The following is a 22315-nucleotide window of genomic DNA, read 5'->3' as shown; positions in this document are numbered from 1 at the left end:
TCATCGAAGTAGGCAATCACCTGCTCCTGCGACCACCCACCACCCCGTTCGAACATGTGTTCGACAGTACACGACTCCACTGGCTCAAGGGGGCGCGGGGGAACGGCCGGGCCGCTGCGTCAACCAGCGAACTTGACGGAGGGCGGCAGGGCCACGAAGTTGGTGAGGTGAAGTTGCCGCTGTTGGGCCCGATCTCGCTCACCGGTTTCGAGCACGCCTGGTTCTTCTTGTTCCTGCTGCTCGTGCTGCTGTTGGTGGGCGTCTACATCGCGGTGCTCTTTGCCCGTCGCCGTCGGGTTCTGCGATTCGCCAACATGGAGGTGCTGGATGCCGTCGCACCGGCTCGTCGCGGTCGGTGGCGTCACGTGCCGACGATTCTGCTCGTCACGGCGCTGGTGCTGCTCACGACGGCAATGGCCGGACCGACGTCCAACGTCCGGATTCCGCTGAACCGGGCGGTGGTGGTGCTGGTCATCGACGTCTCGGAGTCCATGGCCGCCACCGATGTCGCCCCTAGCCGGCTGGCCGCGGCCAAGGAGGCCGGCAAGCAGTTCGCCGACGAGCTGACGCCGGCGATCAACCTGGGCCTCGTGCAGTTCGCCGCCAACGCCACGTTGCTGGTCTCGCCCACCACCAACCGCGCCGCCGTCAAAGCAGCCATCGACAATCTGCAGCCGGCTCCCAAAACCGCAACCGGAGAAGGCATTTTCACCGCGCTGCAAGCCATCGCCACGGTCGGCGCGGTGATGGGAGGCGGCGACGGCCCGCCCCCGGCGCGAATCGTGCTGGAGTCCGACGGCGCCGAAAACGTGCCGTTGGACCCCAACGCCCCGCAGGGAGCCTTCACCGCAGCCCGCGCCGCCAAGTCCCAAGGAGTGCAAATCTCGACGATCTCCTTCGGAACGCCCTACGGGACGGTGGAATTCAACGGCACGACCATCCCGGTTCCCGTCGACGACCAAACCTTGAAGAAAATCTGCGAGATCACCGACGGCCAGGCATTCCACGCCGACAGCCTGGAATCGCTCAAGGATGTGTACGCGACGCTGCAGCAGCAGATCGGCTATGAAACCGTGCGCGGCGACGCCAGCAGCGCCTGGGTACTGCTCGGCACGGTGGCGATGGCTGCCGCCGTACTGGCCGGGCTGTACCTGAACCGCAGGCTGCCCGCCTGACTACACCGGCAGACGGCGGTTGATCAGCAACGACAATCCCGCCGCGATGAACGCGACCACCACCCCCAGGCGCAGCCACCCGGCACTGCCCGGCCCGGCCACCGTGCGGTATCCGATCTCCTGCTCGATGTTGTCGTAGACGCGATTAAGTTCGTTGAGGTCGGCGGCGGTGTACGACTGCCCGCCGGACACTCGCGCGATGGTCCTCATCTGATCGGAGTTCACCGGAACGTTCACGCGCTGATGGTCGAGCTCGACGGTGCCCGTCTTGGTGCCGAACGTGATCGTCGAGATCGGCACCCCGTGATCCTTGGCCAGCCGGGCCGCCGTGTAGGCACCGTCGTGCGGGTCGTTGGGGTTTTGCGGCTTGTTCGCGCCGCCGTCCGAGAGCAGCACGATGCGCGCCGGCGGCGGTTTGTCGCCTCCGGTTACGGCGGACGCCTCGATCGCGTGCAGGGCGGTGAAGATCGCCTCACCGGTGGCCGTGCCGTCGCCGAACTGCAGTTTCGGCAGGGCGTCGACGGTCGCCTGGTGGTGCGGAGTCGGGGGCACCAGCAGGTACGGTGTGCGCGCGAAGCCGACCAATCCGAGGTTGATGCCCGGCGTCAGCTGGTTGGCGAACCGCTTCGCGGCCTCCTCGGCCGCCTTTAGGCGGTTGGGCTCGACGTCGTTTGCCCGCATGGAATTGGAATTGTCGATCACCAGCATGACGACGGCGCGGTTGCGGGGGATACGCATGTCATGGGTGGGCGTAGCCAGCGCGATGGTCAGCAGGAACAGACAGAACAGTGCCAAAGCGACCGGAAGGTGGCGCCACAACGATTGCGGCACATGCTCCTCGGTGTATCGGTGCAGCCGTTTGCGGCGTTGAGCCTGAACCATGACGTAGGCGACGACCAGCGCCAGCGGGATGAGCCCGAACAACAGCATGCCCGGTCGCTGGAACTCGGAGAGGGGTAGCGGGCCGATGCCGGGAAGCGTCACTGTGCTCACCTCCCGCTCGGCCGCCCCCTTTGTCTGCCGGCGGGCACTTGCCGCCAGTAAAGAGGAAGGTTGATTGTCCGTCAAACGGGCTTGGCGGGCCCGGTCAGCCGGTGTGCACGACGCCTCGCGACGTTATTTGCGACGTAGTCGTGACGCTCACGTTGGATGTCGTCCCGGCTCGCGGCGCTATTCGCGCCTGAGTCGTGACTCCACGAACTGTTCCAGCTTTTCCCATTCCCGGACCGCCGCGGAATACGGGCCCGCGGGTTTGCTGACGGAATCGGGCTCTAGGACGTAGGACACCAGCTTGCCCAGCGGCCGGCTGGTTGCCAGCGCCTTTTCGACCGTGCTCTCCTCGGAGTAGTCGCCGATGTCACGGAGCAACTCCACCGCCAGGTCCAGCTGTTCGCGGTCCACGGCGTCCGGGCCGTCGGCAAAATCGTCGGCCAGCCCGCTCAGCACGTAGACGTTGTCGTCGGTGATATCGACTGCCAGCGAACCGTCGGTCGCGGCGGTGCGAATGTCGTCGTAGGTGCTCAGGTCGGACAGGTCGTGGTCGTGCTCGTCGGCGAGGTAGCGCGCCAGGGCGCGCTCGGAGGTGAACACACTGATGCGGCCGTTGCGGCCCAGGAAGATAGGCCGCTCGTCCAGATAGCAGCGCAGCGTGTAAAAAGTGCCGGCACCCGTCATGATCCGGATCGGGTCGATGCCCACTTGTCCCCAGAAGTCCTCGTCGCTGCCCAGCACCACCGTGTCGCCGGCCGCGCGGACCTCCTCTTCGGGTTCGATTTCGGCCTCGACGGCCTCGTCGGCGTCCTCGGTCGTGTCCTCCGGGGCCGCGGCGGCTTCGGCGGCTTCGGTCTCGTCGGCCTCGTCGGCTTCGTCCTCTTCGGGCTCCTCGGCCAGTTCGTCGGCGGCCTTCTCGGACGCCTTGGCGTCCACCTCCGGAGTGCTGACGATCTCGTCGATCGCGCTGAGCACGTCGTCCCAGCTGCGGCCGATGATCTCGGCGATCGCATTCCAGCGCTTCTGGCCCGCCTTGCCGGTAAAGTGCTCGACCCCGCCGGAAACCGTGCCCAGCGTGGGATTGCCGTTGAAGAACTTGGACACCGCCGGCAGCTCACACACCGATCCGATGGACGACACGATCGCCAGCGTGCCGGCCAGCGAGTTCACCGACTCCTCGGTGGGCTTCTCCGCCACCAGCTCCTCGACGGCGACCAAGTCGAACTCCCGGTCTTCGGTCGGTTCGAACTTGTGCGCGTGGGCTGCGGTCAGGGCCTTCCACGCGGGGTGGTCGACCAGATCGTTGTCGGAATCGGTACGCACGAATGCGACCAGGTCCGCAATGGTCTCGAAGGCGTACAGGTCCTCATCCTTGCCCAGAAACGCCTCCCACTCGTCGCCGGCATCGCGCCAGCGGGGTGCCCACACGGTGTAGCGATCACCGTCGGACAGGCTCAGGCGGATGGGCACGAGAGCAGCAACCATGCGGCACAGAATAGCGACGACGTGGGTCGGTGCCGGTTACCCGGTCCAGATGGTGGCGATGACGGGTGCGTTCGCCGCCTTGCCCGTCTTCGGCAATCCGTACATCTGCTGCAGCGTGGCCAGCACGTTGTAGTGGCTGATCTGCTCCGGGTAACTGCCCGGCTGCACGTGCGCACCGTAGATGACAGTTGGGATCTGGTTGCGACTGCCGCCGTCGTCCTCGTCCCAGGTCAGGATCAGCAGACTGTTGTTGGCCTTGGCCCAAGTGGCGTAGCCCGACAGCTGCCGGCTCAGCCAGGCGTCGCCCTGGGTGACCGAGCCGTCGTGCATGTTGTTGTCGTTGTTGGGAATGACGAACGACACGGTGGGCAGGCTCGAGTAATTTCCCGGGGACGGAAAAGCCGAGAACGGCAGCGAATTGGCCGGCGGTATGTTGCTGAAGTTGGCCCACGGCACGTGCTTGCGCGCATACTTGCCCGCACTGCAGACGGGCGACCCGGCCGCCGGGAGATCTTCGGCGTAGCCAGCGAATGTGTGACCGGCAGAAAGCAATTCGGAACCGAGGTTGGGCAGGGCGCCGCCGTTGACCGGACAGGTGTTCTTGGTCAGGCCGAATGTGTCGCCGGCGAACAAGGCCAGGTAGTTGGGTTGGCTCGGATGTGTTTCGGCGAACGACTGGGCCATCATTGCGCCGCCGGCCGCGAGCGCGTTGATGAACGGCGCCGACTTGTTGCCGATGATGCCGGCCTGAGAGCGGTTCTCTTCCACCACGATCACCACGTGCGCGGGCGTCGGAAGGGTGGCTGCCGTCAGCCCCACCCGAGGGGGCTTGGCTTCCCCGGCGACGGCCAGCACCGCTACCGCCGCCACGGCGCAGAACAGCCGCAGGGCTCGCATCCGCGGAGTATATGGGCGGGTTCGGGCTGTTCAGCCGACCAACGCGGGCGTTTCAGCGCGGCTATGTCGAATCGTTACCTGGGCTGGCTGATGGCGACCCGTCGCGCCCGCTTCGCCGCGCTTGCGATCGCCATGGGCTGGATGATGGCGACCCGCCGCGCCCGGCTTCGCCGCGCTTGCGATCGCCATGGGCTGGATGATGGCGACCCGCCGCGCCCGGCTTCGCCGCGCTTGCGAACGCCAGTAGGGTCGAAATCCGTGGATGTCAGCGTCGTGGACCACCCGCTGGTCGCCGCGCGGCTGACCGCGCTGCGCGACGAACGCACCGACAACGCGGCGTTTCGGTCCGCGTTGCGGGAGCTGACGCTGATGCTGGTTTACGAGGCCACCCGCGATGCGCCCAGCCTGCCGGTGCCGATACGCACGCCGCTGACCGAGACGGTGGGCTCGCGGCTGGCGAAGCCGCCACTGCTGGTTCCCGTGCTGCGAGCCGGGCTGGGCATGGTGTACGAGGCGCATGCCGCGTTACCCGAGGCGAGAGTGGGGTTCGTCGGTGTGGCCCGCGACGAGGAAACCCACCAGCCGGTCCCGTATCTGGAGTCGCTGCCCGACGACCTCTCGGAGCTGCCGGTGATGGTCCTGGACCCGATGCTGGCAACCGGCGGGTCGATGACGCACACCATCGGCCTGCTGCAACGCCGCGGCGCGACGGACATCACCGTGCTCTGCGTAGTGGCAGCACCGGAAGGCCTTGCGGCCCTTGAGAGGATCGCCCCGAACGTGCGGGTGTTCACCGCGGCCGTCGACGACGGTCTCAACGAGATCGCCTATATAGTCCCGGGTCTCGGCGATGCCGGCGACCGCCAGTTCGGCCCGCGCTAGCTACTCACTGCGGAGACGAGCTCGTCGATCAGTGCCCGCGCGCGCTCGCGGGCGGGACCCAGGTCGTCGGTCGCCGCGCAGCGAACCTCGAAGTAGCACTTCAGCTTTGGCTCGGTTCCCGAGGGCCGCACCACCACCCTGGCCGACGTGTCGCTGTGGCTGTCGGTGAAGACCAGCGCATCGGCGACGTCGGTGATGGTGAAGCCGGCAAGCGGGCCGGGCGGGGCTGTCCGCAGCCGCTGCATCGACGCGGCTGCCTCGTCGGCGTTCGTGACCGGGCGCGACACCGCCGCCACCTCGTGAACGCCATGGCGCCGGGCCAGTTGGTCGAGTTGGTCGGGCACCGAACGGCCCTCGGCATGCAGCGCGCCCACCAGATCGCACACCAACACCGCTGCGCTGATGCCGTCCTTGTCGCGCACCGCGGCGGGGTCGACGCAGTGCCCGATCGCTTCTTCGTACGCGTACACCAGCGTTCCCGGTTGGCTGGCGTCGGCGCGCGCCAGCCACTTGAAGCCGGTGGGGGTTTCGACATGCACGGCGTGGTACTGACGGGCGATCGCGGCCAGCATCCGTGACGACACCACCGTGCTGGCCACCACCGTGCTGGCCACCACCGGCGTCTCCGCATGCGGGTGCTGCAGGATGTAATCGCCGAGGAGCCAACCGGTTTCGTCGCCTGAGAGCATCCGCCAACCGTGCGCCGTGGGAATCCCCACGGCGCACCGGTCAGCGTCGGGGTCCAAGGCGATCGCGATGTCGGCCCCGACATCGGCGGCCAGGCCCAGCAGTGCCTCGCTGGCCCCGGGCTCCTCGGGATTGGGGAACGCGACGGTGGGAAAGTCGGGGTCCGGCGCGAACTGCGATGCGACGGTGTGCACGTCGTCGAAGCCGGCCCGCCGCAGGGTCTCGACGGCCACCGCGCCGCCCACTCCGTGCAGGGGTGTCAGGGCCACGCGGATCGAACCGCCGGTGCGCCGCACGGCCGACGCACGCTCGATGTAGAGCTCAACCAGGCCGGTGTCTGCCGGTTGGACGTGTGTGCGGGCGATCTGGTCGGCCGGGGGAGCAGCGGACATGGCGGCTTCAATCTCACGGTCGGTCGGGGAGATGATCTGCATGCCGCCGTCGAAGTAAACCTTGTAGCCGTTGTCGGCCGGCGGGTTGTGCGAGGCGGTGATCTGTATCCCGGCGGCGGCGCCGGTGTGGCGGACCGCGAAAGCCACGATCGGCGTGGGTACCGGGCCGGGTAGCTGCAGCACCGAAAAGCCCTCAGCAGCAAGGACTTCGGCTGCTGCGGCGCCGAAGGCTGCGGACCCGTGCCGGGCGTCGCGGCCGACGATCACCGGCGCACCGGCCAACCCACGGCGAGTGAGCACATGCGCCACCGCCCAGGTGGCCCGCAGCACCACCGCGAGATTCATCGCGTCCGGTCCGCCGCGCACCGGCCCGCGCAAACCCGCGGTGCCGAAGGTTAGTGGCCGGGCGAATCGCGCCGCCAGTTCGTCGGGCGCGCAGGCGGCGAGTTCCGCGGCCGTCGTCGGGTCGGGGTCGTGGGCGATCCAATCCTCCGGTGTCACAGCGGAATTGCGGCTACGACGTCGGCAAGCAGGGAGCCGATCCGGGTCGCCGACGCCTCGCCGGCCGCGAGCACCTCGACGTGACTGATCGGCTCATCGGTGATGCCGGCCGCCAGGTTGGTCACCAGGGACACCCCCAGCACCTCGGCGCCGGCTGCGCGCGCTGCGATGGTTTCGTGCACCGTCGACATGCCCACCAGGTCGGCGCCCAGCGTCCGCAGCATGCGGATTTCGGCGGGCGTCTCGAAATGGGGACCGGGCAGTCCGGCGTAGACGCCTTCGGCCAGGCTCGGGTCGGCGACGCGGGCAAGCCGGCGCAGCCGCGGGGCATAGGCATCGGTCAGGTCGACGAAGTGAGCGCCGACCAGCGGCGACCGCGCGGTCAGGTTCAAGTGGTCGCTGATCAGCACCGGCTGACCGACTTTGAAGTCCGGCCGCAGTCCACCGGCCGCGTTGGTGAGCACCACCATGCGCGCGCCCGCCGCGCAGGCCGCCCGCACCGGATGTACCACGTGCCGCAGGTCGTGGCCCTCGTAGGCGTGCACGCGACCAGCCAGCACCAGAACCCGGTGTTGGCCGATACGCATCGACATCACCTCGCCGCGATGCCCGACCGCGCTCGGCGGGGTAAACCCCGGTAATTCGGCCATCGGCACCACCGCGGCCGGCGAGCCCAGCGTTTCGACGGCCGGAGCCCATCCCGACCCGAGAACGATTGCCACGTCGTGCTCAGCGGTCCCGGTACGCTCCGCGATGGCGTCCGCTGCCCGCCGCGCCAGGTCGTCGGGTCCACCGTCGGTCACACTGCGCGAGCTTAGCCCGCGGGCAGTGAGATACTGCCAGCATGCCCGCAGCCAGCGCCCTAGACAGCGTCGAGGATGTGGTGCGGCGTCGTGGCGCCGACATTGTCGAATTGTCCCACTCGATTCACGCCGAGCCGGAACTGGCGTTCGACGAGCACCGCAGTTGCGCCAAAGCGCAGGCCCTAGTTGCCGAGCGCGGCTTCGAAATCACCTCTCCCGCTGCTGGTTTGGATACCGCGTTCCGCGCTGACTTCGGCAGCGGGGCGTTGGTTGTCGGGGTGTGCGCCGAATACGACGCGCTGCCGGGAATAGGACATGCCTGCGGCCACAACATCATCGCGGCCTCGGCGGTGGGCACGGCGCTGGCACTAGCCGAGGTGGCCGACGACCTGGGCCTGCGGGTGGCTTTGCTGGGCACACCCGCCGAGGAGTCCGGCGGTGGCAAGGCCCTGATGCTGCAGGCCGGGGCGTTCGACGACGTCGCGGTGGCGGTGATGGTGCATCCCGGGCCCGCCGACATCGCCGGGGCTCGCTCCCTGGCGTTGTCCGAGGTCACCGTCGAATACCGGGGCAAAGAATCCCATGCCGCCGTCGCGCCGCATCTCGGAGTCAACGCCGCCGACGCCGTCACGGTCGCGCAGGTGGCCATCGGGGTGCTGCGCCAGCAGATGGCACCCGGACAACTCGTGCACGGCATCGTCACCGAGGGCGGTCAGGCGGTCAACGTCATCCCCGGCCGTGCAAGCCTGAAATATGCCATGCGGGCGATCGAATCGGATTCGCTGCGGGAACTGGAAGGCAGGATGTTCGCCTGCTTCGCCGCCGGTGCGCTGGCGGCCGGCTGCGAGTACGAAATCGGCACTCCCGCACCGGCATACGCGGAGCTCAAGCCCGACAAATGGCTTGCCGACGTGTTCCGGGAGGAGATGCGCCGGCTCGGGCGGCAACCGGTGGCACCCGACATCGAGGCTGGGCTTCCGATGGGCAGCACGGACATGGGCAACGTGACACACGTGCTGCCGGGGATCCATCCGGTGATCGGCGTCGACGCCGGCGGCGCCACGGTTCATCAGCGCGCATTCGCCGACGCGGCCGCCGGTCCCAGCGCCGACCGCGCGGTCCTCGAGGGAGCGATCATGCTGGCGCGCACCGTCGTCCAGCTCGCCCAGACTCCTGCCCAACGGGACCGGGTCCTGGCCGCCCAGCAGCGGCGGGCGGCACCATGAGCCTGGTCGACACCGCCGAATCGTGGCTGGCGGCAAACTACGACAACCTGATCGCCTGGCGCCGGCATATCCACCGGTATCCGGAGCTGGGCCGACAGGAGTTCGCGACCACGCAATTCGTCGCCGAACGGTTGGCCGACGCGGGGCTCAACCCCAAGGTGCTGCCCGGCGGCACGGGGCTGACCTGCGACTTCGGCCCCGAGCATCAGCCGCGGATCGCCCTGCGCGCCGACATGGACGCGTTACCGATGGCCGAGCGGACGGGCGCCCCGTACGCCTCGACCATGCCCAACGTGGCGCACGCCTGCGGTCATGACGCGCACACCGCCATCCTGCTGGGGACCGCGCTGGCGTTGTCGTCGCTCCCGGAGCTGCCGGTGGGGGTGCGGCTGATCTTCCAGGCCGCCGAAGAGCTGATGCCCGGGGGCGCCATCGACGCGATCGCGGCCGGCGCGATAAGCGGGGTGTCGCGAATCTTCGCCCTGCACTGCGATCCCCGGCTCGAGGTGGGCAAGGTCGCCGTCCGACAGGGCCCTATAACCTCGGCGGCCGACCAGATCGAGATCAAGCTGTATTCGCCGGGCGGGCACACCTCGCGCCCGCACCTGACCGCCGACCTGGTCTACGCGCTCGGCACGCTGATCACCGGCCTGCCCGGAGTGCTGTCGCGGCGCATCGACCCCCGCAACAGCACCGTGCTGGTGTGGGGCGCGGTCAACGCGGGTGTGGCGCCCAATGCCATTCCGCAAACCGGCGTGCTGGCCGGAACCGTTCGCACCGCCAGCCGCCAGACGTGGGTGGCGCTCGAGGACATGATCGGTCAGGCCGTCACGGGCCTGCTCGCGCCGCTGGAGATCGAACACACCCTGGAATACCGCCGCGGGGTGCCACCGGTGGTCAACGAGGACATCTCGACGCGCATCCTCACCCACGCGATCGAAGCCGTCGGGCCCGATGTGCTGGCCGACACCCGCCAGTCCGGCGGCGGCGAGGACTTCTCCTGGTACTTGGAGGAGATTCCGGGGGCCATGGCGAGATTGGGTGTGTGGTCCGGCGAAGGCCCGCAGTTGGATCTTCACCAGCCGACGTTCGATCTCGACGAGCGGGCGCTGGGGATCGGCTTACGGGTACTGGTCAACATCGTCGAGCAGGCGGCGGCTTTCTAACTGCCCGCGAGCGTCCCTATATGTAGGGCAAAAGGCCCGTTTTGGCGGCATTTTGCGGACGTTCGCCATCAGTGGATTGTGCGTACCCAACGATTTGCCGACCATTCCCCCATGCATGCGGAGCTGTCCCGGCTGCTCGACACACAAGGCGGAGTGGTTACCGCTGCCCAGGCGTTGACGTTCCTTACTCGCCGAGGTCTGGAATCCAACGCGACTCTGCATAGGATTTGGCAAGGTATCTACGGCTTGAATGAACTGGGTGAACCGACCACCGCATTGCGGCTGCGAGGGCTCGACTTGGCTACCGGTACCACAGTGGCGGTATGTCTGGGGACGGCCGCTGCGGCGTATGGCTTCGATACCGAAGGACGCCCTGAGCTGCATGTGCTCAATCCCGTGGGCCGGCGGCTGCGCTCGACCGACGGACTGGTCGTGCACCGGCGGGAAGGTGCGCCGCTGACCGTGCGTAGGGAAAGGCCCGCGACCGCTCCCGCATGGACCGCGATCGAGGTGGCACGGGGGCTACGGCGGCCTCGGGCGCTGGCCACGCTGGATGCCGCCCTGCGCAGCGGGACGTGCAGACGTGTCGAGCTGGAGCGGGCTATCGAACGGCAATCGGGCCGTCGCGGGATCGTCAAGGTACGCGACTTGCTGCCTATGGCAAACCCGCTGGCGGAGTCGCCGATGGAGAGCGAAGCGCGGCTGGTCATGATCGACGGCGGTTTGCCGCTACCCGTGCTGCAATACGAGGTCGTGAACCGGCACGGGTATCTGTGGCGGCTCGACTTCGCGTGGCCCGACCAGCTCGTTGCCGCGGAATACGACGGCCTCGACTGGCACAGCGGCCCGGAGGCGTTCCGACGCGACCGCAACCGAGCTGCGGCGCTGCAGGATTTGGGCTGGGTGGTGGTGCCGATGATCTTCGAGGATGTCCGGTACCGGCCCGTCGAACTCGTCCGGCGGCTCGCGACACGGCTGGGGCGCGCCCGCGCCGCCTGACCCTGCCGCAAGCGTCCTCAAAATGCCACTAAAGTGGGCCTTTCGTTGTACAAGTGCGGACGCTCGCGGGGGGTTAGGAGGTAGTGCCTGGGCCGATGTTGCGGGCCGGGCGAGTCCGCAAATCGTGCACGTATTCGGCTGGCGCACCGGCGATCTCGGCGGCATCGGCCATCACTCCGAGATAGCGCGCCGACGGCAGCCCACCCTCCCAGGCGTCCAGCACATATAGCCAGGCGAGGACGGGATCGATGGTGGTGTCCGACGACTCGCGCTCCACCCGGCAGCGAATCTTCTTGTGCACGCCGAACTCGGAGCCCTCCCACCGATCGAGGTTCTTCTCGTCGGCGGATGTCATGTCGTAGAGCACGACGAACACCCGCGAATTCGGGTCCTGGACGACGGTGGCCAGCGCCCCTTCCCAGCCGATGTCCTCGCCGCCGAACGTCAGCCGCCAGCCCGGCAACCAGCCGGTTCCGGCCATCGGCGAGTGGGGCGCCCGCTTTTGCATCTGCTCGGGATGCATGTTCGACCCGTACGCGGCGTAGAGCGGCACGGGGAAAGCTTAAACGGGACCGGCTCGCGTGGCTGCATGGTCGCGATTAGGTTATGGCCTGTGGTGACCCGCATCGTGATCATCGGCGGAGGCCCGGCCGGCTACGAGGCGGCGCTGGTCGCGGCCACCTCACATCCGGACACGGCCCAGGTCACCGTTATCGACTCCGAGGGCATCGGCGGGGCGGCCGTGCTGGACGACTGTGTGCCGTCCAAGACGTTCATCGCGTCCACCGGTCTGCGCACCGAGCTGCGTCGTGCGCCGCGGCTGGGGTTCGAGATCGACTACGAAGACGCCAAGATCTCGTTGCCGCAAATCCATTCCCGGGTCAAGGCGCTGGCCGCCGAGCAGTCTTCCGACATCACCGCCGCGCTGCGCAGCGTCGGCGTCGAAGTGATCGCCGGCCGCGGCGAGCTGATCGACCCCACCCCCGGCCTGGCCTGTCACCGCATCAGGGCCACCGCCCCGGATGGTTCCACCAGCGAACACGACGGCGACGTGGTGCTGATCGCCACCGGGGCCAGCCCGCGGATCCTGCCGTCGGCCCAGCCGGACGGCGAGCGCATCCTCACCTGGCGCCAGCTCTACGACCTGCAGGCGTTGCCCGAGCACCTCGTCGTGGTGGGTTCCGGGGTCACCGGCGCCGAGTTCGTGCACGCCTACACCGAGCTCGGCGTGCAGGTGTCGGTGGCCGCCAGCCGCGATCGGGTGCTGCCCTACGAGGACGCCGACGCCGCGGCGGTCCTCGAGGAGTCGTTCGCCGAGCGCGGCGTCCAGCTGTTCAAGAACGCCCGCGCCGAATCGGTCACCCGCACCGACTCCGGGGTGCTGGTCACCATGACCGACGGCCGCACCGTCGAGGGCAGCCACGCTCTGATGACCATCGGGTCGGTGCCCAACACCAGCGGTCTGGGCCTGGAGCGAGTCGGCATCGAACTCGGCAGGGGCGATTACCTGACCGTCGACCGGGTCTCGCGTACCTCGGTGCCCGGCATCTATGCCGCCGGCGACTGCACCGGGCTGCTGCTGCTGGCATCCGTCGCCGCCATGCAGGGCCGCATCGCGATGTATCACGCGCTGGGCGAAGGCGTCAGCCCGATCCGGCTGCGCACGGTGGCCGCGACGGTGTTCACCAGACCCGAGATCGCCGCGGTGGGCATACCGCAGTCGGCGATCGACGACGGCTCGTTCAGCGCCCGGACCATCATGCTGCCGTTGCGGACCAACGCGCGGGCCAAGATGTCCGGGATCCGGCAGGGCTTCGTCAAGATCTTCTGCCGCAAGTCCACCGGCGTGGTGATCGGCGGCGTGGTGGTGGCCCCGATCGCCTCGGAGCTGATCCTGCCGATCGCCGTAGCGGTGACCAACCGCATCACCGTCAACGAACTGGCCCAGACGCTGGCCGTTTATCCGTCGCTGTCGGGTTCGATCACCGAGGCCGCCCGCCGGCTGATGGCCCACGATGACCTTGACTGACCTCGACTGACTTCCCCGTAGGCTGGCTACAACCTACCGACGAGTAACTGACGGGAGTTTTGGCGAATGACCAGCCCGATCCATGAACTGGGACCGCAGCAACGCGCGGTGGCCTGGGAGCGACTCGGCGCCGAGCAGTTCGACGTGGTGGTCATCGGCGGGGGCGTGGTGGGCTCCGGGTGCGCGCTGGACGCCGCCACCCGCGGGCTCAGGGTGGCGATGGTCGAGGCGCGTGATTTCGCCTCCGGCACGTCGAGCCGCTCGTCGAAGATGTTCCACGGCGGGTTGCGCTATCTCGAGCAGCTGGAGTTCGGGCTGGTGCGCGAGGCGCTCTACGAGCGTGAGCTGTCGCTGACGAAGCTGGCGCCGCATCTCGTCAAGCCGTTGCCTTTCCTGTTCCCGCTGACCAAACGGATGTGGGAACGGCCCTACGTCGCCGCCGGCATCTTCCTCTACGACACTCTCGGTGGCGCGAAATCGGTTCCGGCGCAAAAGCATTTGACCCGCGCCGGGGCGCTGCGGCTGAGCCCGGGCCTCAAGCGCAGCGCCTTGATCGGCGGCATTCGCTACTACGACACCGTCGTCGACGACGCCCGGCACACCATGACCGTGGCGCGCACGGCCGCGCACTACGGCGCGGTGGTGCGGTCCTCGACCCAGGTAGTCGCGTTGCTGCGCGAGGGGGACCGGGTCACCGGCGTGCGGGTACGTGACTCCGAGGACGGCTCGGTCACCGAGGTCCGCGGGCACGTCGTGGTCAACGCCACCGGGGTGTGGACCGACGAGATCCAGGCATTGTCCAAGCAGCGCGGCCGGTTCCAGGTGCGTGCGTCCAAGGGTGTGCATGTGGTGGTGCCGCGGGACCGGGTCGTCAGCGACGTGGCGATGATCCTGCGCACCGAGAAGTCGGTGATGTTCATCATTCCGTGGGGGACCCACTGGATCATCGGGACCACCGACACGGACTGGAACCTCGACCTGGCCCACCCGGCGGCCACCAAGGCCGACATCGACTACATCCTGAGCACCGTCAACACCGTGCTGGCCACGCCGTTGACACACGCCGACATCGACGGCGTCTACGCGGGCCTGCGCCCCCTGCTGGCCGGGGAGAGCGACGAGACCTCCAAGCTGTCGCGGGAGCACGCCGTCGCGGTGCCCGCCGCCGGCCTGGTCGCCATCGCCGGCGGCAAGTACACCACCTATCGGGTGATGGCGGCCGATGCGATCGACGCGGCGGTGCAGTTCATCCCGGCCCGGGTGGCGCCGACCATCACCGAGAAGGTCAGCCTGCTGGGCGCCGACGGCTACTTCGCGCTGATCAACCAGGTGGAACACGTCGGCGAACGGGTAGGGCTGCATCCCTACCGGGTGCGCCACCTGCTGGACCGCTACGGCTCCCTGATCGACGACGTGCTGGGCATGGTGGCGGACCGGCCCGAGCTGCTCGGCCCGATCAAGGAGGCGCCCGGATACCTCAAGGTGGAAGCCGTGTACGCCGCCGCCGCCGAAGGCGCATTGCACCTCGAGGACATTCTGGCGCGCCGGATGCGCATCTCCATCGAATACTCGCACCGCGGCGTCGACTGCGCCCGCGAGGTGGCCGAGCTAGTCGCCCCGGTGCTGGGATGGACCGCTGAGGAGGTCAACCGCGAGGTCGCCAACTACACCGCGCGGGTGGAGGCCGAGATCCTGTCCCAGGCTCAGCCCGACGACGTGTCGGCCGACGAACTGCGGGCCAGCGCACCGGAGGCGCGCGCCGAGATCCTCGAGCCGGTGCCGTTAACGTGAGACCCGCGCCGCTGCCGGTGCGCGACGGTTTGGGACCCGCCCGGGTGCGGCTGCTGGGCGGACCGGTGCTGGCCGAGCTGACCGCCCGGTTCGGCTCCGGGGCCCGCGCGAAAGTACTTGCGGGAGAAGTCGTCGACGCCGACGGCGCGGTGGTCCATGCGATGACGGTGCTGCCGGCCGGCGCCAGCGTCTACCTCTACCGCGACCTGCCGATTGAGGCGCCGGTGCCTTTCGAGATGCCGGTGCTGTATCAGGACGCGGACATCGTGGTCGTCGACAAGCCTCATTTTCTGGCCACCATGCCCAGGGGCCGCCACGTCGCGCAGACCGCGCTGGTGCGGCTACGCCGAGAACTGCGACTGCCAGAGCTGAGCCCGGCGCACCGGCTTGACCGGCTGACCGCCGGGGTGCTGCTGTTCACCACGCGGCGCGAGTTGCGTGGCGCCTATCAAACCCTGTTCGCCCGCGGTTTGGTGCGCAAGACCTACCTGGCCCGGGCGGCGGTCGACCCGGCGCTGGTGTTTCCGCGCGTGCTGCGCCACCGGATCGTCAAGCGCCGCGGGCATTTGCAGGCGGTCTCTGAATCGGGTGCGCCCAACGCCGAAACGCTGGTGGAGCTCGTGTCGCCGGACGGGCTCTACCGGCTGACGCCGCGCACCGGACGTACCCACCAGTTGCGCGTGCAGATGGCTTCGCTGGGGCTACCGATTTGCGGTGATCCGTTGTATCCCAATGTGATTGATGTGCCAGCCGACGACTTCAGCACGCCGCTGCGGCTGCTGGCGCAGCGTATCGAGTTCGACGACCCGCGCACCGGGGCTCACCACGAGTTCGCGAGCGGGCGGCAACTCTACGAGTGATGCCTCGGGCAGTACGCCGCCACGCTGACGCCGACGAAAAATCCGGCACGGTAGCCGTCAAGGTTGCTGCTGTGCGTCACGTCGGTGGCGACGTCGGACTTCTGCCTGCCCAGGTCGAGCTCGTCGCACACCTCGTGACCGGCGATGATCGCGGCCTGCGCTGACGCGAAGTTGATGCCTTTGGACTTCACCGCGTTCAGGAACGCGTCGTCGACCGCGTCGGCGTGCGCGGGAGCCGCTGATGTCGCGAGGATCAGCAGCGCGAACGCCACGGCCAGCACGGGTCTGGTCGAGCGCACCTGGCTGGCCGCCATTGCGGGCCGAAACCTCCTCCGTCGCGGTTGGTTATACGGGACGCGACGATGTTGAGCGGGGTGCGTCGGGGCGGTATACCAGGGACAAACTGTTGTGGAATTCCAGAATTCGGGTTGCCCAGCGATTGCCGGTCGCTACCGTCGCGGGTAAACCTGTTACCGTTGGCAATCAACAGATTTGGTGTCGCGCTGAGCATCCTGGTGATGGGTGCGGCGGTGTTGTCGGCATGCGGTGGCGGGAACACGTCCAGCCAGGTGAGCTGCGCCGGCAAGCAGACTTTGAAGGCCAGCGGTTCCACGGCGCAGGACAATGCGATAGCCGGATTTGTCAGCGCCTTCCGACAAGCATGCCCGGGCCGGTCGGTGGATTACACGGCCAATGGTTCCGGCGCAGGCATCAGCCAATTCCTCAGTGGTCAAACGGATTTCGGCGGCTCTGACTCGCCGCTGAGCAAGGACGAATACACCAAGGCCGAACAGCGGTGCGGTTCGGCGGCGTGGAACCTGCCGGTGGTGTTCGGTCCCATCGCTGTCGCCTACAACGTCACCGACCTGACGTCGTTGAGTCTCGACGGTCCGACTGCCGCCGAGATCTTCAACGGCGCCATCTCGCGCTGGAACGATCCGGCCATCCAGGCGCTGAATCCGGGTGTGGCGTTGCCCGACAAGCCGATTCGTGTCGTGTTCCGCAGCGACCAGTCCGGAACCTCGGACAACTTCCAGAGGTATCTCGACACCGCTTCCAACGGGGCGTGGGGCAGGGGTGCGGGGAAGACGTTCAACGGCGGCGTCGGTGAGGGGACCACCGGCAACGACGGCGCCGCGGCGGCCGTCAAACGTACCGAAGGCTCGATCACCTACGTGGAATGGTCGTTCGCGAAGGCGCAACAGCTGACCACCGCGAAGCTCGTCACGTCGGCCGGCCCTGACCCGGTAGCGATCAGCACCGACTCGATAGGGCGGACCATCTCCGCGGCCTGGTTCACCAAGACGGGCAATGACCTGGCCCTGGACACGATCTCGTTCTACCGGCCGAACCAGCCCGGCTCCTACCCGATCGTGCTGGCGACGTATGAGATTGTCTGTTCGAAGTATCCCGATGCGCAGGTCGGTGCGGCGGTGAAGGCGTTTCTGCAAACCACGGTCGGGGCCGGCCAGAATGGTTTGGCGGACAACGGATACGTGCCCGTTCCCGGCGAGTTCAAGTCGCGATTGACCACCGCGGTCAGCGCGATCTCGTGATGCGAGGTTTTCGACGCGCAATGTTCCGGGGGTTTTCTCGCCGTCGTCGACGAGATGTTCCAAAAATTTTCCTTTCGTAATCAATTAAGATTCTGTGGAGTTCACATCACTGCCCCCCGAGGTCACCTCGGCGCTGATCCATTCCGGACCGGGTGCGGAATCGCTCATCGAGGCCTCGGGCGCGTGGCAGCGGCTGGGTGCCGATCTCGAGGACGCTGCTCGCTCCTGTGGTCCGGTGTTGTCCGCATTGAGCGAGGCGTGGCGCGGCCCGTCCTCGTCCGCGATGATCCAGGCGGTGAGCCCCTACCTCACCTGGTTGCTTGCCACCGCTCAGCAGTGCCAGCAGCTGGCCTTCTCCGCGCAGTCCGCTGCGACGGCATTCGGTTCGGCTCTTTCGGCGGTGGTTCATCCGGCGGCGGTCAGCGCCAACAGGATTCAGTTGGCACAGTTGCTCGCCACCAACGGATTCGGCAGAAACCTCACCGCTATCGCCGAAACCGAGGCGCAGTACCAGCAGATGTGGATCAACAACTCGGCTGCGATGTATCGCTATCAGGCAGCATCGGCGCAAGCTCTTTCACTGCCCCAATTCTCTTCTCCGCCTCCGGTTGTCAAGTCTGCTCAAGCCGCGGCGGCGCCGTCCGCCGGCGCTGCGGCCGATCTTGTCGACAACGGCTGGTTTCAGCTGGCCAATACCTATGCGAACCAATTCATCTCGTCCGGGTTTCCGATCAACTTGCTGAGCTATCTGGCGCAGAACACTTCGGCGCAGGCATTGCAGGCGGTGGCTCCCGAGATCGGGCAGGGCCTGTCAGAGGGGGAGTCGGCGCTGGGGGCGGGGGCCGCCAGTCTGTCCAGCGCGGTGCGTGCCCTCGGGAGTGCGGAAGCGCCGACGGCGGCGGTCGGCGTCGGAGTGTCACTCGGCCGCCTTGCCGCGCCGCCGGCCGCGACGGGACTTTTGGCTCCCGCGCAGCCGCCGGTGCAGCTTGCCTCGGCGGTGTCCCCGCTTGGACCGGGGGAGTCGGGATTCCCGATCCTCCCGCCGCTGATGCCGCCGCCGGTCTCGGCCGGAAGTGGCTGGCGCAAGAGGAAGCCGCAGAAGTACGACGACCTCGAATACGGACTGGAGCTCAAGGGCACCGTGATGCCCCGACCGCCGTCAGCGGGATGAGCCCGCAAACTCGGCCCCACTGTCGTACAGTCCTGACGGCAATCGGTAATTTGGCCCCATGCCCTGGGCGCGATTGCTGTCGCTGGCCATCTCGCTGAGCGCCATCGCGTCCTTTCTTGCCGGTTGTGACTCGCGGCAGGTACACGCCGCATCGCGTGATCAGTTCGGGACGTTTGCATTCGGCGGCCTGAAGCGCACCTACATCGTGCATCTGCCGCCCGGTCCTCCCGTCGGCCTGGTGCTCAGCCTGCACGGCGGGGGTGGCACCGGAGAGGGGCAGCAGGGGCTCACCGACTTCGACGCCGTCGCCGATGCCAGCAACCTGCTGGTGGTCTACCCAGACGGCTACGACAAGAGCTGGGCCGACGGCAGAGGGGCCTCGCCGGCGGACCGTCGCCATCTGGACGACGTCGGGTTTCTGGTCGCGCTGGTGAGCAAACTGCGCGACCAGTTCGCAGTGCCTTCCGGGCACGTGTTCGCCACCGGCATGTCCAACGGCGGTTTCATGTCCAACCGGCTGGCCTGCGATCGCGCCGACGTCTTCGCCGCGATCGCGCCCGTGTCCGGGACGCTGGGCGTCAGCGTGGGCTGCCAACCGTCCCGGCCGGTGTCGGTTCTGGATGCGCACGGCACCGCCGATCCGGTGGTGCCCTTCAACGGCGGCGACGTGCGCGGGCGCGGCGGCATCAGCCACGCCATCTCGGCGTCCAGCCTGGTGGACAGATGGCGAGTGGTCGACGGGTGCCAGGGCGAACCGTCGGCGCAGGTGCTGCCCGACGTCGGGGACGGGACGCTGGTGCGCCGCTTCGCTGCCACGGTGTGCGCGGCCGGTTCCGAGGTGGTGTTCTACAAGATCGAACACGGCGGGCACACCTGGCCGGGCGGCAAGCAATACCTGCCCAAGGTGGTCATCGGTCCCACCACGCGAGCGTTGGACGCCTCGCAGGTGATCGCCCAGTTCTTCCTCGCGCACGCTCGCGATTGACGGGTGCTTCAGCGCTGGCAGGTTGGGCACCAGTACGCCACCCGATCGCCGGTGTCGTCGTAGGCGATGAGCGTGCCGCAGCGACGGCAGGCCTGCCCGGCGCGCCCGTACACCCACAGCTGCCGGCCCGCCCGGGTGTCCCCGGTGGTGCAGCGATTCCAGCGGAAGCGGTTGGCCCACAACATTTCCCGTGCCCGAGACACCAGACGCCGCGGGTCGGCCAGGTTGCCAACCGGCGCGGTCGGTAGCTGCCCGCTGACGAAACACAGTTCGTTGCAATAGACGTTGCCCACCCCGGCCATCACCCGTTGGTCCAGCAGCGTCTCGGCGATCGGCCGGTCCGGGCGTGCGGTGAGGTTGGCTGTGGCCACGGCGGGATCCCAGTCCTCGCCCAGCAGGTCGGGTCCCAGGTGGGCGACCACGTCGCCGTCGCGGTCGCGCTCCAGGATCTCCAATACGCCCAGGTCGATGCCGACGGCCCGAATATCCCCGGCTTCCAAGATGATTCGCACCCGGTGGTCGGCGCGTGCCGGCCGGTTACCGACCCGCCAGCTGCCGTCCATTTTGAGATGCGAGTGGATGCTGGCCGGCCCGGCCCTGATGAACAGGTGCTTTCCGCGGCTGAGCACTTCGTCGACCACGTGTCCGGTGAGGTCGACGGTGGCGTAGCGCGGTACCCGGATGTCGCAGCGGGTCAGCTCGCGACCGGTCAGGTGCTTTCGCAACTCGTCCGCCGTGTGCCAGACGGTGTCACCTTCGGGCATCGGGCTACCGCAGTCGCAGGCCGCGTGGTGTGCGGGCGAAGCCGGCTTCGGCCAGGGCGGCGGCCACCGGGCTGGGCGCGCCGGGGTGCAGAACCGGCACCCCGTCCACGCGCTCGACCAGGATCGACGCGACACGCCCGGTTGTCACCAGGTCGGCCAGCGCCGCCGCCGCGGCGTGGTCGGCCGCGGGATCGTCGGTGAAGGTCAGCAGCGATCGTCCACCGCGCTCGAGGAACCACGCCAGCTGACCGTCCACCAGCACGACCAGCGCCCCGGCTTTGCGGCCCGGCCGGGCCCCGGGACTCTCGGCGCTCTCGGAGTTCGCGGCCGGCCAGGGCAGGGCCGCGCCGTACGGATTGGCCGGATCGGCGGCGGCCAGCACGACCGCCCGATATTCCGGCTGCTCCGGATCCGTGAAACTGCCCGGGTCGTCGCTGTAGCCGCGCAGCCGGTCGACGGTCGACGCGACGGCGAACTGAGCGCCCCCCAACGACTCGACGAAGTAGCCCCGCTGGCATCTGCCGGCCTCCTCGAAAGCGCTCAGCACTTTGTAGAGGGTGGCGAACCCGCCGGGCACGCCCTCGGCCGCCACCGCGCCCCGGGTCAGCACGCCGTGGCGGTTCATCAGCAGCTCGGCGTGATAGTGGGCGCCCACGGTGGAGTCCGGCTCGGGAGCCGGCAGCGCCGACCATCGCCCGGCGACGGTGGGGTCGGCGGCTCGGGTGTGGGCATGCGCGACGCTGTAACTGCTCAGCCGCGGCGGGCGGCGGCCACGATGGGCGGGGGCGGATCGCTTGCGGGCGCCCCCGCCGCCCCCGAGCAGCGCGCGCACCGGCGCGAATGTGTCGCCGGTGACCCAGCCGCCCCAGATGAGTTCCCACAGCGCGGCTTTGAGCTGTGCCTCGGCGAGTCCGTCGGACACCAGCTGACGGAAGAAGTACGCGCCGCCGCCGGCAAGGGTGCCCAGGATTGCGCGGTGTGCGTCGGTGAACTCCAGCTCGGTGGGCCTGCTCCCCGGCAATGCCAGCGTCAACGGCGCGGAATCCGCGGGGTGCAGCGCGATCCAGCCGTCACTGCTGGATATCGACCCGGCGCCGGACCAGGTGACCTCCCCGCTCGCCAGCAGTTCGTCGAGCATCGACGGCGAGTAGTCGCGGACTCGCGGCGCCAGCACCAGCGGTTCCAGCGCCGACGCTGGTATCCGCACACCGGCGAGTTGGTCGATGACCGATGCCAGCCGATCCACCCCGGCCGGGCCGGAATCCGTGGTGCCGATCTGATGCCAGGCCGTCAGGAATCGCGCGTACGCAGCGGTGCTGACCGGCTCGACCTGCGCCCGCAGCGCCGCCAGCGAGCGTCGTCGCAGGATCCGCAACACGTCGGTGTCACACCACTGCTCGGCGCCCGGCCCGCTGGAAACCGCACCGGCGACTTCCGGGCTGACAAAGTCGCCACGCACCAGCCGGCCATCGGCCGCCAGCCGGCCCAGCACGTCCGCCGTCACCCGCAGGCCCAGGCCGAACCGGGCGGCCGCCTCTGCCGTGGTGAACGGCGTGCGGGTGCGTGCGTAGCGGCCGAGGAGCTCGCCCAGCGGATCGGCCACCGCGCCGGTGAAGCTGGCCGGGACGCCGACCGGAACCGGGACCCCGACGCCGTCGCGCAGCCGGCCGATGTCTTCGACGGCGACCCACCAACTGCGGTCGGCGAACGACACCGTCAGCGCGCGCCGTGCCGCGCGCAGGCCTTCCAGCCAGCCGGTGATGTCGGTGCCTTCGTCGATGCCGGCGCGTGCGGCGATCTCGTCGGCGGTCAGCGGGCCGAGCAACCGCAGCAGGTCCGCGGCCCCCGCGGGGGGGCGGGGGGGCCCGGGGGGCGCCCCGGGGGGGGGGGCGGGGGGGGGGGCGGCGGCCCCCCCGCGGGGGCCCCCCCGCCGCCGGGGGGCCCCGGCCCGCCCCG

19 protein-coding genes and 1 pseudogene are annotated in these 22315 nt (G+C 68.7%); 11 read left to right on the top strand and 9 right to left on the bottom strand.

Annotation, left to right across the window (positions count from 1 at the left end; all coding sequences use genetic code 11):
* Positions 1 to 167: 167 nt before the first annotated feature.
* Positions 168 to 1175, top strand: a complete 1008-nt coding sequence (locus A9W99_RS23995; protein ID WP_067384362.1) for a VWA domain-containing protein — start codon at positions 168 to 170, stop codon at positions 1173 to 1175.
* On the opposite strand, the gene A9W99_RS23990 is transcribed toward A9W99_RS23995, so the two are convergent.
* From A9W99_RS23990 to A9W99_RS23980, 3 genes are all read right to left on the bottom strand, one after another.
* Positions 1176 to 2159 (bottom strand): VWA domain-containing protein, encoded by a 984-nt coding sequence (locus A9W99_RS23990; protein ID WP_067384359.1) that lies wholly within the window; start codon positions 2157 to 2159, stop codon positions 1176 to 1178. It lies immediately after the preceding gene.
* 186 nt (positions 2160 to 2345) lie between these two features.
* Positions 2346 to 3650: a primosomal protein gene (locus A9W99_RS23985; protein WP_067384353.1), complete on the bottom strand. Its 1305-nt coding sequence runs from the start codon at positions 3648 to 3650 to the stop codon at positions 2346 to 2348.
* Positions 3651 to 3686: 36 nt separating this feature from the next.
* Positions 3687 to 4547: an alkaline phosphatase family protein gene (locus A9W99_RS23980; RefSeq protein WP_067384351.1), complete on the bottom strand. Its 861-nt coding sequence runs from the start codon at positions 4545 to 4547 to the stop codon at positions 3687 to 3689.
* Positions 4548 to 4805: 258 nt separating this feature from the next.
* Between A9W99_RS23980 and upp the strand changes: the two genes are divergently transcribed.
* Entirely contained in the window at positions 4806 to 5429 is a 624-nt protein-coding gene (upp, locus tag A9W99_RS23975) for a uracil phosphoribosyltransferase (RefSeq protein ID WP_067384356.1), read from the top strand.
* On the opposite strand, the gene A9W99_RS23970 is transcribed toward upp, so the two are convergent.
* Both A9W99_RS23970 and A9W99_RS23965 read right to left on the bottom strand, forming a co-directional pair.
* The gene (locus tag A9W99_RS23970; RefSeq protein ID WP_067384348.1) at positions 5426 to 7009 is read right to left on the bottom strand and encodes a phospho-sugar mutase; all 1584 of its coding nucleotides are present in this window, start codon (positions 7007 to 7009) and stop codon (positions 5426 to 5428) included. The two genes, upp and A9W99_RS23970, sit on opposite strands and share 4 nt — an antisense overlap.
* Entirely contained in the window at positions 7006 to 7812 is an 807-nt protein-coding gene (locus A9W99_RS23965) for a purine-nucleoside phosphorylase (RefSeq protein WP_067384345.1), read from the bottom strand. Before A9W99_RS23965 ends, A9W99_RS23970 begins: the two co-directional genes overlap by 4 nt.
* Positions 7813 to 7853: 41 nt before the next feature.
* On the opposite strand from A9W99_RS23965, the gene A9W99_RS23960 reads away from it, so the two are divergent.
* From A9W99_RS23960 to A9W99_RS23950, 3 genes are all read left to right on the top strand, one after another.
* Positions 7854 to 9038 (top strand): M20 family metallopeptidase, encoded by a 1185-nt coding sequence (locus A9W99_RS23960; protein ID WP_067384342.1) that lies wholly within the window; start codon positions 7854 to 7856, stop codon positions 9036 to 9038.
* Positions 9035 to 10204 carry a M20 family metallopeptidase gene (locus A9W99_RS23955; RefSeq protein WP_067384339.1) on the top strand — a complete coding sequence of 390 codons (1170 nt, stop codon included), beginning with the start codon at positions 9035 to 9037 and terminating at the stop codon, positions 10202 to 10204. The genes A9W99_RS23960 and A9W99_RS23955 overlap by 4 nt, the downstream gene beginning before the upstream one ends.
* Before the next feature lie 111 nt (positions 10205 to 10315).
* Complete coding sequence (locus tag A9W99_RS23950; RefSeq protein WP_067384337.1) at positions 10316 to 11203, top strand: hypothetical protein; 888 nt, start codon at positions 10316 to 10318, stop codon at positions 11201 to 11203.
* A 73-nt stretch (positions 11204 to 11276) separates the two neighbouring features.
* Here A9W99_RS23950 and A9W99_RS23945 read toward each other — a convergent pair whose 3' ends face one another.
* Complete coding sequence (locus A9W99_RS23945; RefSeq protein WP_067384334.1) at positions 11277 to 11756, bottom strand: gamma-glutamylcyclotransferase; 480 nt, start codon at positions 11754 to 11756, stop codon at positions 11277 to 11279.
* A gap of 60 nt (positions 11757 to 11816) precedes the next feature.
* Between A9W99_RS23945 and A9W99_RS23940 the strand changes: the two genes are divergently transcribed.
* The 3 genes from A9W99_RS23940 (at position 11817) to A9W99_RS23930 (ending at position 15883) form a co-directional block, all read left to right on the top strand.
* A complete protein-coding gene (locus tag A9W99_RS23940) occupies positions 11817 to 13232 on the top strand; it encodes an NAD(P)H-quinone dehydrogenase (RefSeq protein ID WP_067384331.1) in 1416 nt (471 codons plus the stop codon).
* A 66-nt stretch (positions 13233 to 13298) separates the two neighbouring features.
* Positions 13299 to 15023 (top strand): glycerol-3-phosphate dehydrogenase/oxidase, encoded by a 1725-nt coding sequence (locus tag A9W99_RS23935; protein ID WP_067384328.1) that lies wholly within the window; start codon positions 13299 to 13301, stop codon positions 15021 to 15023.
* Entirely contained in the window at positions 15020 to 15883 is an 864-nt protein-coding gene (locus A9W99_RS23930; protein ID WP_067384325.1) for a pseudouridine synthase, read from the top strand. The genes A9W99_RS23935 and A9W99_RS23930 overlap by 4 nt, the downstream gene beginning before the upstream one ends.
* Here the strand turns inward: A9W99_RS23930 and A9W99_RS23925 are convergent.
* Positions 15874 to 16197, bottom strand: coding sequence for a DUF732 domain-containing protein (locus A9W99_RS23925; RefSeq protein WP_067384322.1), 324 nt, complete (start codon positions 16195 to 16197; stop codon positions 15874 to 15876). The two genes, A9W99_RS23930 and A9W99_RS23925, sit on opposite strands and share 10 nt — an antisense overlap.
* A 162-nt stretch (positions 16198 to 16359) precedes the next feature.
* On the opposite strand from A9W99_RS23925, the gene pstS reads away from it, so the two are divergent.
* The 3 genes from pstS to A9W99_RS23910 all read left to right on the top strand — a co-directional run bounded on the left by pstS (position 16360) and on the right by A9W99_RS23910 (position 19595).
* Positions 16360 to 17439, top strand: a complete 1080-nt coding sequence (pstS, locus tag A9W99_RS23920; RefSeq protein WP_067384319.1) for a phosphate ABC transporter substrate-binding protein PstS — start codon at positions 16360 to 16362, stop codon at positions 17437 to 17439.
* A 94-nt stretch (positions 17440 to 17533) separates the two neighbouring features.
* On the top strand, positions 17534 to 18610 hold the full coding sequence (locus A9W99_RS23915) for a PPE family protein (RefSeq protein ID WP_067384317.1): 1077 nt from the start codon (positions 17534 to 17536) through the stop codon (positions 18608 to 18610).
* A gap of 58 nt (positions 18611 to 18668) precedes the next feature.
* Entirely contained in the window at positions 18669 to 19595 is a 927-nt protein-coding gene (locus tag A9W99_RS23910) for a PHB depolymerase family esterase (protein WP_067384314.1), read from the top strand.
* Between the two features lie 8 nt (positions 19596 to 19603).
* Here A9W99_RS23910 and nei2 read toward each other — a convergent pair whose 3' ends face one another.
* The gene (nei2, locus tag A9W99_RS23905) at positions 19604 to 20359 is read right to left on the bottom strand and encodes an endonuclease VIII Nei2 (protein WP_067384311.1); all 756 of its coding nucleotides are present in this window, start codon (positions 20357 to 20359) and stop codon (positions 19604 to 19606) included.
* Between the two features lie 4 nt (positions 20360 to 20363).
* Positions 20364 to 22315: pseudogene (locus A9W99_RS23900) on the bottom strand (ATP-dependent helicase); the annotation flags it as partial.

The sequence above is a fragment of the Mycobacterium sp. 1164966.3 genome, from assembly GCF_001665395.1.
In the GTDB taxonomy this organism is placed as follows: Bacteria; Actinomycetota; Actinomycetes; order Mycobacteriales; family Mycobacteriaceae; genus Mycobacterium.
The sequence above is the reverse complement of the archived record's forward strand: the minus strand, read 5'-3'. Positions and strand labels throughout refer to the sequence as shown.

Excerpts from the sequence above, each read along its gene's own strand:
- A9W99_RS23985 (WP_067384353.1), bottom strand. The coding sequence starts at position 3,650 with ATGGTTGCTGCTCTCGTGCCCATCCGCCTGAGCCTGTCCGACGGTGAT.
- A9W99_RS23980 (WP_067384351.1), bottom strand. The coding sequence starts at position 4,547 with ATGCGAGCCCTGCGGCTGTTCTGCGCCGTGGCGGCGGTAGCGGTGCTG.
- A9W99_RS23960 (WP_067384342.1), top strand. The coding sequence starts at position 7,854 with ATGCCCGCAGCCAGCGCCCTAGACAGCGTCGAGGATGTGGTGCGGCGT.
- A9W99_RS23955 (WP_067384339.1), top strand. The coding sequence starts at position 9,035 with ATGAGCCTGGTCGACACCGCCGAATCGTGGCTGGCGGCAAACTACGAC.
- A9W99_RS23950 (WP_067384337.1), top strand. The coding sequence starts at position 10,316 with ATGCATGCGGAGCTGTCCCGGCTGCTCGACACACAAGGCGGAGTGGTT.
- A9W99_RS23935 (WP_067384328.1), top strand. The coding sequence starts at position 13,299 with ATGACCAGCCCGATCCATGAACTGGGACCGCAGCAACGCGCGGTGGCC.
- A9W99_RS23925 (WP_067384322.1), bottom strand. The coding sequence starts at position 16,197 with ATGGCGGCCAGCCAGGTGCGCTCGACCAGACCCGTGCTGGCCGTGGCG.
- A9W99_RS23910 (WP_067384314.1), top strand. The coding sequence starts at position 18,669 with ATGCCCTGGGCGCGATTGCTGTCGCTGGCCATCTCGCTGAGCGCCATC.
- nei2 (WP_067384311.1), bottom strand. The coding sequence starts at position 20,359 with ATGCCCGAAGGTGACACCGTCTGGCACACGGCGGACGAGTTGCGAAAG.